General features: G+C 28.7%; 11 protein-coding genes and 1 tRNA gene. 11 read left to right on the top strand and 1 reads right to left on the bottom strand.

Translation table 11 applies throughout. The features are described from left to right. Window position 1 precedes the first annotated feature (1 nt). The gene (locus J2Z25_RS13350; RefSeq protein WP_209740962.1) at window positions 2-583 is read left to right on the top strand and encodes a hypothetical protein; all 582 of its coding nucleotides are present in this window, start codon (window positions 2-4) and stop codon (window positions 581-583) included. Between the two features lie 259 nt (window positions 584-842). Next, on the top strand, window positions 843-1,274 hold the full coding sequence (locus J2Z25_RS13345) for a hypothetical protein (protein ID WP_209740961.1): 432 nt from the start codon (window positions 843-845) through the stop codon (window positions 1,272-1,274). Window positions 1,275-1,406: 132 nt separating this feature from the next. Here J2Z25_RS13345 and J2Z25_RS13340 read toward each other — a convergent pair. Continuing rightward, window positions 1,407-1,490, bottom strand: a tRNA-Leu gene (locus J2Z25_RS13340). 245 nt (window positions 1,491-1,735) lie between these two features. Here J2Z25_RS13340 and J2Z25_RS13335 point away from each other — a divergent pair. The 9 genes from J2Z25_RS13335 to J2Z25_RS13295 all read left to right on the top strand — a co-directional run bounded on the left by J2Z25_RS13335 (window position 1,736) and on the right by J2Z25_RS13295 (window position 12,153). Beyond that, window positions 1,736-2,428, top strand: a complete 693-nt coding sequence (locus J2Z25_RS13335; RefSeq protein WP_008679647.1) for an iron-sulfur cluster assembly scaffold protein — start codon at window positions 1,736-1,738, stop codon at window positions 2,426-2,428. A gap of 20 nt (window positions 2,429-2,448) precedes the next feature. Further along, entirely contained in the window at window positions 2,449-3,447 is a 999-nt protein-coding gene (locus tag J2Z25_RS13330; protein ID WP_209740960.1) for a GGGtGRT protein, read from the top strand. Window positions 3,448-3,908: 461 nt separating this feature from the next. Next, window positions 3,909-5,144, top strand: a complete 1,236-nt coding sequence (locus J2Z25_RS13325; RefSeq protein WP_370836641.1) for an NCS2 family permease — start codon at window positions 3,909-3,911, stop codon at window positions 5,142-5,144. Between the two features lie 156 nt (window positions 5,145-5,300). Continuing rightward, complete coding sequence (locus J2Z25_RS13320; protein WP_245173364.1) at window positions 5,301-6,464, top strand: glycoside hydrolase family 113; 1,164 nt, start codon at window positions 5,301-5,303, stop codon at window positions 6,462-6,464. A 305-nt stretch (window positions 6,465-6,769) separates the two neighbouring features. Then, the gene (locus J2Z25_RS13315) at window positions 6,770-8,203 is read left to right on the top strand and encodes an amino acid permease (protein WP_097033784.1); all 1,434 of its coding nucleotides are present in this window, start codon (window positions 6,770-6,772) and stop codon (window positions 8,201-8,203) included. Between the two features lie 128 nt (window positions 8,204-8,331). Next, entirely contained in the window at window positions 8,332-8,619 is a 288-nt protein-coding gene (locus tag J2Z25_RS13310) for a hypothetical protein (RefSeq protein WP_008679641.1), read from the top strand. A gap of 59 nt (window positions 8,620-8,678) precedes the next feature. Continuing rightward, entirely contained in the window at window positions 8,679-9,572 is an 894-nt protein-coding gene (locus J2Z25_RS13305; protein ID WP_209740959.1) for a LysR family transcriptional regulator, read from the top strand. Window positions 9,573-9,678: 106 nt separating this feature from the next. Beyond that, window positions 9,679-10,719 carry a YeiH family protein gene (locus J2Z25_RS13300; protein WP_111931514.1) on the top strand — a complete coding sequence of 347 codons (1,041 nt, stop codon included), beginning with the start codon at window positions 9,679-9,681 and terminating at the stop codon, window positions 10,717-10,719. 216 nt (window positions 10,720-10,935) lie between these two features. Beyond that, window positions 10,936-12,153 (top strand): NADP-dependent isocitrate dehydrogenase, encoded by a 1,218-nt coding sequence (locus J2Z25_RS13295; protein WP_111931516.1) that lies wholly within the window; start codon window positions 10,936-10,938, stop codon window positions 12,151-12,153. The last annotated feature ends 97 nt before the right edge of the window (window positions 12,154-12,250 follow it).

Below are 12,250 nucleotides of genomic sequence, written 5' to 3'. Positions count from 1 at the left end.
TATGTTATTAGATAGAGATAAAGAAATATTATTATTTTTAGAAAAATATAATGCTATAACAATTAGTTTAGCACAATATATGTTTTTTAATAGTAGCTACGAAAGTGCTAGAAGAAGGCTTAAGAAATTAGAAGAATGGAATCTTATAAAGTCTTATTTAAGCAAAGCTAAGAAAGAAAAAGTATATTATTTGAATAAGAAAGTAACAGATCATAATTTATATATATTAGATTATCTAAAAGAACTAAAAAGGCTGAGATGTAATATATTAGAGGTTAAATTTCAACCACAATATTTAAAGGGCAATATTATTCCAGATGCATATGTAAGATTTAGGTATGATGGAGATACGTATATAACACTTTTAGAGGTAGATTACACTCATTATACAGATAACATTAAATTAAGTACTATGTACGAGAAACTATATAATGAAAGAGAATTATATGAAGAGTTTAAGGGGACATTTCCTATAATAATAATAGCACGACCAACTCCAGGTATAAGATACAATAGTAATAATTTTGAGGTTATTTATACAGATTTACAGTACTCAAACTTAGAAAGGTTACTTTTGTACTAATACTTCATTACAACACTCGCTTCACTCGCTATTTCTATATTTTATTCAATACTAAGAATCACATACCTAGGCTATATAGCTAATCTAAAATGTTGTATCAGAAATTGTTGTATAAGGTGTAGTAACAACACAATATACAACAGTACATACCCTATTACATTAGAAAACATTTATACAAAACACACGAAAAAGTTTATACAAAACATAGAAAGGAGGACTACAATAGGGTATTAAATAAACATAGGAAGGAAGAAAGAAAATGGAGATACTACTATTAATAATTGTCGGGGTAGCAGCTATAAAGGTATTAACCTTTTATATTGTAAATAAAATTAAAGTTGCACCTAGAAAAAGTTTTTATGCAGAAGAGGTTATAAGATGCGGACACATGAATCCTACATTATATAAGAAGAAACTAGAAGATACAATTATAGACTATACAATTATAGACTATACAAGAGAGCCAGAAGTAGAAGAAGAATATAAAAAAGTAAGAGATCTATTCAAATATAAATTGCAACATAAAGAAATATCTAGAGGGCAAATTATAGGAATAGAAAATTACTTAAGAGAGCAACTGAAAGATAAGAAAAAATACAAAAATAATGCTCATGCGATTTATAGTATGTTAAAGCAACCAACCTTAACTATAAATCACACAAGCACGATTTTAAAAATGCTATACAAATAGTATTAACTTAATTTTATTTTATTATTCAGAGTAGATTAAATTTCTACTCTATTTTTGCGTTGCACCCTAGTTGCACCCTAAATACAAAAATAAAGCACTCAAACCTTTAAATACAAGAGTTTAAGTGCTTATTGGTGCCGGCAGAGGGAATCGAACCCTCACGGTAAAACCGCATGATTTTGAGTCATGTGCGTCTGCCAGTTCCGCCATGCCGACCGGCTGCAAAAATTATTATATCAGAAGTAGATTAAAATAGCAAGTAGTAAAATTTTATGGAACAGAAGGGAAATTTTTTATAATATTATGTTGTTTGAGATTTAGACATCTGGTATTATATAGATAGGATAAATTTGCCCATGGTGGGATGGGATTTGTCCCGATTACTTGTAGTCTACATATTTTAAAATGTGTTCATAAACCAATAGGACTATAGCAATCTATAATTAGGGAGGAGATATAATATGATGTATTCAAGAGAAGTGGAAGAAATGTGCGTTGTTGCTAAGGGACCAAATCATGGACCTGCACCAATTCCTGTTGAAGGAAGATGGGTACAAGCTAAAGAGGTTAAAGACATTTCAGGATTAACTCACGGAGTAGGCTGGTGTGCACCTCAACAAGGAGCTTGTAAATTAACTTTAAATGTTAAAGATGGAATAATTGAAGAAGCATTAGTTGAAACAATTGGATGTTCAGGTATGACTCATTCAGCTGCTATGGCTTCAGAAATATTACCAGGAAAGACTATATTAGAGGCATTAAATACAGATTTAGTTTGTGATGCTATTAATACAGCAATGAGAGAATTATTCCTTCAAATAGTTTATGGAAGAAGCCAAACTGCTTTTTCAGAAGGTGGACTACCTATAGGAGCTGGACTTGAAGATTTAGGAAAAGGTCTTAGATCACAAGTTGGTACTATGTACGGAACAGTTGCAAAGGGAACAAGATACCTAGAAATGGCAGAAGGTTATGTAACTAAGATTGCTTTAGATGCAAACAATGAGATTATTGGATATAGATTCGTTCACTTAGGAAAAATGATGGAAATGGTTGCTAAGGGAATGGATGCTAATGAAGCTATGGAAAAAGCTACAGGACAATACGGTAGATTTGACGAAGCTGTAAAAGTTATCGATCCAAGACACGAATAGTTTGAAGGGGGAAAAGTATTATGCCATTATTTGAAAGTTATGAAAGAAGAATTAATCAAATCATTCCTGTATTAGAAAAGTACGGAATGACTAAAATAGAAGATGCAAAAACAGTTTGCGATGAAAAGGGTATAGATGTTTACGATATCGTAAAATCAACTCAACCAATTGCTTTTGAAAATGCTATGTGGGCTTATACTTTAGGTGCTGCTATAGCTATTAAAAAAGGATGTGTAAAAGCTGCAGATGCTGCTGAAGCTATTGGAGAGGGCTTACAAGCTTTTTGTATCCCAGGTTCAGTTGCAGATGATAGAAAAGTTGGTTTAGGACATGGTAACTTAGGAGCTATGCTTTTAAGAGAAGAAACTAAATGTTTTGCTTTCTTAGCAGGACACGAAAGTTTTGCAGCAGCAGAAGGTGCTATAAAAATAGCTGAAAAAGCTAATAAAGTAAGAAAAGAGCCATTAAGAGTTATATTAAATGGTTTAGGAAAAGATGCTGCTTATATTATATCAAGAATCAATGGATTTACTTATGCTGAAACAAACTTTGATTTCTTCACAGGTAAATTAGAAATAGTTAGAGAAGTTCCATATTCAAATGGACCAAGAGCAAAAGTTAAATGTTATGGAGCAAATGATGTTAGAGAAGGGGTTGCTATAATGCATCACGAAGGAGTTGACGTATCAATTACTGGTAACTCAACTAACCCTACAAGATTCCAACATCCAGTTGCTGGAACATACAAAAAAGAATGTGTTGATCAAGGAAAGAAATACTTCTCAGTAGCATCAGGTGGTGGTACAGGAAGAACTCTTCACCCAGATAACATGGCAGCAGGTCCAGCTTCATATGGTATGACAGATACAATGGGAAGAATGCACTCAGATGCTCAATTTGCAGGATCTTCATCAGTTCCAGCTCACGTTGAAATGATGGGATTAATCGGAATGGGTAACAACCCAATGGTTGGAGCTACTGTTGCTGTTGCAGTTGCTATAGAAGAAGCAATGAAATAAAAAATAATATAATAGATATATTAAATTCAAGATTGTGGTAAAGATGAAGAAAAGACTTCGTTATTACCACAATCTTTTTTATTTTAAAATCAAGTATAGAATTTAAAACTAAAATAATAGAAATAAAAGAAAAATAATTTTTTATAAAATAAAGTAAGCAATATTTATTAATGGATAAAAAAAATAATATATTTAAAAAAATAAAAATTATCAATTTACGAATTATAACATTGAAAAAAATATAAAAGTATACATATGTAAATATTATCACAGAAAATAATAAAAAAAAATAAAATAATATTCGTTTAATGCTTGGAATTTATCTAAAAATGATGTATTATAGTCCATGGATTTATAAAATAATACGAAAGAGTGATAAAATGAGAAAAGAAACAAAAACTAATCAACTTATAGACAGATATTTTGGTATAACTGAAAAGGAGTCTAATATAAAAAGGGAAATGTTAGCTGGAGTAACTACATTTATGACAATGGCATATATATTAATCGTTAATCCTTCTATACTTTCACAAGCTGGAATGGATAGTGGAGCCGTGTTTACAGCAACTGCAGTTTCGGCTATTGTTTCTACATTAATAATGGGATTATATGCAAAGCTTCCATTTGCTCAAGCACCAGGTATGGGATTAAATGCTTTCTTTGCATTTACTATAGTTATTGGAATGGGATATTCATTTCAATTTGCACTAACAGCAGTATTTTTAGAAGGTCTAATATTTATTTTACTTACTGCCTTCAATGTTCGTGAAGCTATAGTTGACTCTATACCAGCAAATATTAAAAAAGCAATTTCAGTAGGGATAGGCTTATTTATCGCACTTATAGGTTTAGAGGGCGCAGGCGTTATTGTTAAAGGTGAAGGTACACTAGTTTCACTTGGAGATATAACAAAGGGACCTGCATTATTAGCAATTATAGGTATAGTTATAACAGGTATATTAATGGCTAGAAATGTTAAAGGTGCTTTATTTATAGGGATGATAATAACTGCAATTATAGGAATTCCAATGGGAATTACTAATTTACCTGATTCAGTTATAAGTGCACCACCTTCAATTAGTTCTGTGTTTATGAAATTTGAATGGCATAATGTATTTTCTATAGATATGTTAATAGTATTATTTACATTATTATTTATGGATATGTTTGATACAATTGGAACATTAGTTGGAGTTGCTACAAAAGCAAAAATGTTAGATAGTGAAGGAAAAGTTCCAAATATTAAAAAAGCTCTTTTTGCCGATGCAATTGGAACTACATTAGGAGCCTGTTTAGGGACTAGTACTGTAAGCACATTTGTTGAAAGTGCATCAGGAGTAGCTGAAGGTGGAAGAACTGGTTTAACAGCCGTGTCAACAGCAATTATGTTTACATTAGCATTGTTCTTTGCACCATTATTTGGAGTTATTACACCAGCAGTAACATGTTGTGCGTTAGTATTAGTAGGATTATTTATGTTAGAACCTATTAAGGAAATAGATTTAGAAGATTGGACAGAAGCATTACCAGCATTCTTAACTATTATAATGATGCCACTAGCTTATAGTATTTCAGATGGTATGGTATTTGGTGTTTTATCTTATATAATAATTAAATTATTTACTGGAAAATATAAAGATATTACTATCCCAACAGTAATAGTGGGAATTGTGTTTGTTTTAAAATTTATAATATAACTTTATATAATAATTAACATAACTAAGAAAGCTTAGGAATAATGAATATATTCCTAAGCTTTTATTAGTTAAAATTAAAATAATAAAAATTATAAAATAAATAAAAAAATGGTATATTGTATAATGAATAAATTAAATAGATATTATGGGGGAATTATGGAGAATAATAATACTAAAAAAGAAAGAACTGATGATTTAAAAGTTAGAATAATTGCAGGGATAATTATTGTTCTTATTATATCAGGGTATTATTTATATGCAATTAACTATACAAGCAGAGGAATAATAAATAATTTTCTAAATAAAAGAGAAGGAAAAATATTAAATAATGAATTTAATGAAAAAATTAAGTCAGCTAACCTTTCAACAGATTATACAGTAGAGCAAGCAATGAATGATATTGGAACTCTAGAATTAAACACAATAAATTTACCAATTGTTATAAATATAGATGATATAGATTCAAGTACTATGAATGTAGATAATAACAGTCTGGAAAGAGCAAAGTTATTATTAAAAGAGCTTAAAGGAAAAAAGATAAATGTAATTTTGGAGCCTTATCCATGGATTGCAAATGGTAGCAAATATGAAACAGATTACAATCCTTCTGATAAAGAAAGTTTTTTTATAAATTGGAAGCAAAATGTATTAAAACCTATAATAGATGAAATAGCCATTCCTTATAGAGTAGACGCAATAAATATTGCTACAGGATTTACTCATTTAGAGGGAATGGAAGATGAATTTTGCGATATGATTGATTTTACAAGAGAGTATTATAAAGGATTAATTACATATAGAACAAGCTTTTGGACAACAGCTAATTGGGATGATGAAATTACCAAAAATCAAGTAAATGATTTAAATAAAAAATATAATGCAAAATTAAATAATAAAATATTTTCGAAAGTAGATTTTATATCTATTGCTTCATATTTTGAGTTAACTGATAATGATGTAAATACTGTTGCTAATCTTGAAAATGCACTGATTTCATCTCAAAGATATAATAGAAAGCAAGAAATTAAGGAGCAAGTTAAAAACTTTTATGATAAGTGGAACAAACCAATTTTCTTTGGTGAATTAGGATTTCCAAGAACTAACAAGGCGTCAGTAGAACCATGGAATCCTTATCTTTCAAATGAAATAAACACACAAGAGCAAGCAAATGGTTTTGAAGCATACAGAAGAACTTATGAATCAGAGTCGTGGCTTTTAGGTTTTTCAATTTTTGCAGTAGGAAACAAAGATGGAGATAAAATGTATTATCCAAGTGAAGAGACAATAGAGGTTATAAATAGATGGTTTGATTTAGATTAATTATTTGTATAATAAGAAGTACTTTAGTATAAAGTAGAATAATTAATCAATGTAAAATGTTAAAATATCTAAGATATATTTAGTTTTGTATATTTTATAATATAATAAGAATTTTTAGGGAAATATAAGAATATATTATGAATAATTAATAAAATATTTAATATTATCAATAAAATATTAAAAAAATACTAATATAATAAAAATATGTAAATGAATAAAATATTTATTATTGTCGGAATATATTGGTGTTGGTAAAATAATTATGGATTAATGATTTAATACTTAAGAGTTTAAGGAGGCGCGTTATGGGAGAAGACGCTAAAAAAATTAGGTGGTACAACCTGGCATTAATGGCCTTTGTATCAGTTTGGGGATTTGGAAATGTAGTAAATAACTTTGCAAATCAGGGTTTAACTGTAGTTGTATCATGGATATTAATAATTGCTTTATATTTTGTTCCGTATGCCTTAATGGTTGGTGAATTAGGATCAACTTTTAAAGATGGGAAAGGAGGAGTAAGTACATGGATTAGACAAACTATGGGACCAACTTTAGCATATTTTGCAGGATGGACTTATTGGGTAGTACATGTACCTTACTTAGCTCAAAAGCCTCAGGCTGTTTTAATAGCACTTGGATGGGCTGTAAAACAAGATGGGACTTTTATAAGCAATATGAACACACTTTTAGCACAAAGTTTAACATTAGTTGTATTTTTAGTATTCTTGTGGGTAGCATCAAGAGGTATTACATCTCTAAAGAAAATTGGGACTATTGCAGGTACTTCAGTTTTTGTAATGTCTATGCTATACATATTATTAATGGTAGCAGCACCAGCTATAAGAGGAATAGAAATTGCTACTACAAATATAACATTAAAATCAATTATACCTAATTTTGATTTTACGTATTTTACAACATTATCGATGCTAGTTTTTGCAGTTGGAGGTGCTGAAAAAATATCTCCATATGTAAATAATATGAATAAGCCTAGTAAGGAATTTCCAAGAGGAATGATAGTACTAGCTGCTATGGTTGCTATTTCAGCTTTACTTGGATCAATGGCTATGGGAATGATGTTTGATGCCAATAATATTCCAAAAGATCTTATGATGAATGGTCAATACTATGCATTTAAGATGTTAGGTGAATATTATGGATTAGGTAATTTATTCTTAATAATTTATGCAATAGCAAATATGCTTGCACAAATATCAGCATTAGTATTTTCAATAGATGCACCACTTAAGGTTTTAATTGGTGATGCTGATAAAAATTATATACCAAGAAAATTAACTAAGACTAATAAATATGGTGCTCCTATAAACGGATATGCTATGACTGCAATATTAGTTGGTATATTAATTATGGTTCCAGCTTTAGGAATTGGGGATATGAACGCATTATTTGATTGGTTATTAAAACTAAATTCAGTAGTAATGCCATTAAGATACTTATGGGTATTCTTAGCATTTATAATGCTTAAAAAGCTGTCAGATAAGTTTAATTCAGATTATAAATTTGTAAAGAATAATAAAGTAGCTTTAGGCTTTGGAATTTGGTGCTTTATATTCACTGCTTTTGCTTGTTTAATGGGGATGTTCCCAAAAGGTGTTGAAACATATTCAGGTGAATGGTGGTTCCAAATTTCTCTTACAATAATTACAATAGTTGTATTATTAGGATTAGGAGCTATTTTACCGAAAATTGCAAAGAAAGATAAAACTATATCAAAATAATATTAAGAGTTATAATAAACCTTTTAAAGAAATAAAAGTTATCTTTTATTGAAAAATTTTTTTCCATATGGTATAATACCTTTATTGTAGCGGAAACTAATAATATAAAATATAAAGGTAGGTTTATTATGAGTAGTGGATTAAAAACAGGATTATACTTAGTAGGTGGAGTTTTACTAATAGGATTAGTTGCAGCTTTAGCTATCCAACTTTTAGTATGGATATTACCTTTTATAGTAATTTTATATATTGTATTTAAGGTAAAAGGATACTTTGATAGTAAGAGGGGTAAGAGTACAACGAGTAATAGTTATAGATACGAAGCTAAATCAAACTTTGATAATGATTATTCAAATAAAGTTGATGATTCTGTTGGTGAAGTAATTGATGTAGAATATGAAGATTTAAATAAATAAATTATTTTAGAACTCAGCAGTTGCTGAGTTCTTCTGTTTATGATAAAGGGGTGTGAACTGTGAATTTTAGAAAGCTTAAGATATTTTATGAAACTGCTAGGCACTTAAATATGACTAAAGTAGCAAAAGAAATGTATATAAGCCAGCCTTCAATTAGTCAAAGTATAAATGAATTGGAAGCTGAACTTGGTGTAAAGCTGTTTGATAGAATAGGTAAAAAGTTATTTTTAACTCATGAAGGAGAAGTTTTTTTAAATTATACAAGGAGAATGTTAAACTTATATGATGAAGGAGTTAAAAGTTTAAGGGAGTTTACAGATAATAAAAAAGGTAAAATTATTATTGGAGCAAGTACAACTATAGGAATATACATACTTCCAGATATAATTAAGGATTTTTCTAGTAAGTTTAAAGATATTGAAATATCTTTAATTATTGAAAATACAAAAAATATTGAAAAGTTGATTCTCGAAAATAAAGTGGATTTTGCATTTGTTGAAGGTGAAATCAATTCAGAAGAAATAATAAAAGAAGTTGAATGGAAGGATGAATTAGTATTTATTTGTGGAGATGAAAATAAATTAAGAAATTTACAAATAGTATCAGGTAAAATGTTAGAAGATCAAAAATTAATAATGAGAGAAGTAGGAAGCGGAACAAGAGAACACACAGAAATATTTTTAAAAAAGAATAAAATAAAGTTTAACACTTTTTTAGAATTAGGGAATACAGAAGCTATAAAAAGAACTGTTGAGGCAAACCTTGGAGTGGGATGTGTTTCGTATAGAGTAATAGAAGAGCAAGTTAATACAGGAAAATTATTTTATTTTAGACTTAAAGAAGGGAAAATCGAGAGAGATTTATATCTAATAATGCATAAAGATAAATTTATATCCAACAATATGAATATGTTTATAGAATATACTAGGGATAAAAAGTATATAAGTAAATAGTTATTATAATAATAAAATAATAGTATTTCACCTTTAAGCAAATAATATCTATAATAATGTCATAATAACGATATTTAAAATTTATAGATTTTGAGGTGAATACATAATGAAAAAAATAAAGAGTATATTACCTGGATTGATAATCTGTTTAATTATAGGTATTATTTCAGAAATATTAGGGAAAAGATTTTCGACAGTAGGAGCTGCAAGCTTTGCTATATTTATAGGTATAGTAGTAGGAAATACAATATTTAAAGGAAATAAATATGATAATGGTACTAAATTTGCAGAAAAGGACCTTTTAAATTATTCTATAGTCCTTATGGGTGCTAATTTAAATTTAAGTGAGATATTAGAACTTGGGTTTAATGGACTTATATTTGTTGTTTTACAAATGATATTAACGATTACAATAACATATTGGATAGGAAGAAAACTTAAATTTAACAGAAAATATTGTTTGCTTATGTCGTCAGGAAATGCAGTTTGTGGCTCATCTGCAATAGGTGCAACAGCTCCGGTAATAGATGCTGATGATTCTGATAAAGTAATATCTATAACAATAGTAAATGTTATAGGAACTATTTTAATGATTTTACTTCCATTTATAACTGCAGCATTATATAACAATGAAACACTTCAAACATCTGCAATGATGGGTGGTATATTACAATCAGTAGGTCAAGTAATAGGTTCAGCAAAATTTGTTTCAGATGATGTTGTAAAATTGGCAACAGTATTTAAAATTATAAGAATAATATTATTGGTGGCTGTCGTACTAGTTTTTGAAAAAATAGATTTATCTAAAGAGTCTTCTGCTAAGGAAAAATCAAATACTGAACTTATTAAAGAAGAAAATAAAGATAATAGTAAGGCAATTAAAAAAAGAAAAATCAATATTCCATGGTTTATTAATGGATTCTTTATAATTTGTATATTATATACGATAGGGGCTGTACCACAGTTTATATCTTCTATGTTTAAATGGATTAGCAGTAATTTTGAAATTATAGCTTTAGCAGGAATTGGAATGAGAGTTAAAATAAATGATTTAATAAAAGAAGGACCGAAAGCAATGTTATATGGAGGAACAGTAGGCGTTTGTCAGATAATATTTGCTATAGTCTTAATATCAATTTGCTTTTAAAAATAATGATTAAATAAAACAATAATCTGATACTAAAAATTATAAATAAATTAGTATCAGATTTTTTTATAAATGATTTTTATATTATTTGAGTTGTTAATATTTAATAAGATAAATATTCTGTGTAAATAGACATAAAAAATAAACTTAATTGTAAAAAACTAACTTATAATGTATAATTAGCTTATTAAAAAATTAAATATTGGGGGGCTATATATGAGCAAAATAAGGATGACAAAACCATTAGTTGAAATGGATGGAGATGAAATGACAAGGATTCTATGGGGCATGATAAAGGATGAATTGTTAAATCCATTTGTTGATTTAAAAACAGAGTACTATGATTTAGGATTAGAGTATAGAAATAAGACTAATGATAGTATTACTGTAGAGGCAGCAGAAGCAATAAAAAAATATGGTGTAGGAGTGAAATGTGCTACAATTACGCCTAATGCAGCAAGAGTTAAAGAATATAACTTAAAGGAAATGTGGAAAAGTCCTAATGGAACTATAAGAGCTATTTTAGACGGGACAGTTTTTAGAGCACCTATAATAATTGATTCTATAAAACCTTACGTGAAAACATGGCAAGAGCCTATAACTATAGCAAGACATGCTTATGGAGATGTATATAGGGATGTAGAAATGAAGGTTGAAGAGAAGGGAAAAGTAGAATTAGTTTTTACTAATGAATCTGGACAAGAGACTAGAGAGCTTATCCATAACTTTGATGGGAACGGAGTAGTTTTAGGAATGCATAATTTAGATAAATCTATAGAAAGTTTTGCTAGAAGTTGCTTTAACTTTGCAGTTGATACAAAGCAAGATTTATGGTTTGCATCAAAGGATACTATTTCTAAGAAATATGATCATACTTTTAAGGATATATTTCAAGATATATTTGACAAAGAGTACAAAGAGAAATTTGAGGAGCTTAATATAGAATATTTTTATACATTAATTGATGATGCAATAGCAAGAGTGATAAAATCAAAAGGAGGGTACATATGGGCATGCAAAAACTATGATGGTGATGTTATGAGTGATATGGTTGCAACAGCCTTTGGATCTCTTGCAATGATGACTTCTGTATTAGTATCGCCAGAAGGTTATTATGAATATGAAGCAGCTCATGGAACTGTACAAAGACATTATTACAAACATATAGCAGGAAAAGAAACATCTACTAATTCTATAGCAACAATATTTGCTTGGTCAGGTGCATTAAGAAAAAGAGGGGAACTAGATAATTTAAATGAATTAGTAGAATTTGCAAATAAGCTGGAAGAGGCATCTATAAAGACAATTAATGAAGGGTATATGACAAAAGATTTAGCACTTTTATCCGACTTGGAAAGTATTACTGTAACTAATTCTTATGATTTTATAAAGCAAATAAGAATTAGGTTAGAGGATTTTTATAAAAATAAATAAATGATACTGATATAAGCTGCTTATTTTTTAGGCAGCTACTATTTTTTAGAATTTTAAGTGATATAATTTTATTATGGCAATTAATGGTTTTAAATTT

The organism is Clostridium tertium (assembly GCF_017873245.1).
GTDB lineage: Bacteria > Bacillota > Clostridia > Clostridiales > Clostridiaceae > Clostridium > Clostridium tertium.
This window is presented reverse-complemented; position numbering and strand designations above follow the sequence as displayed.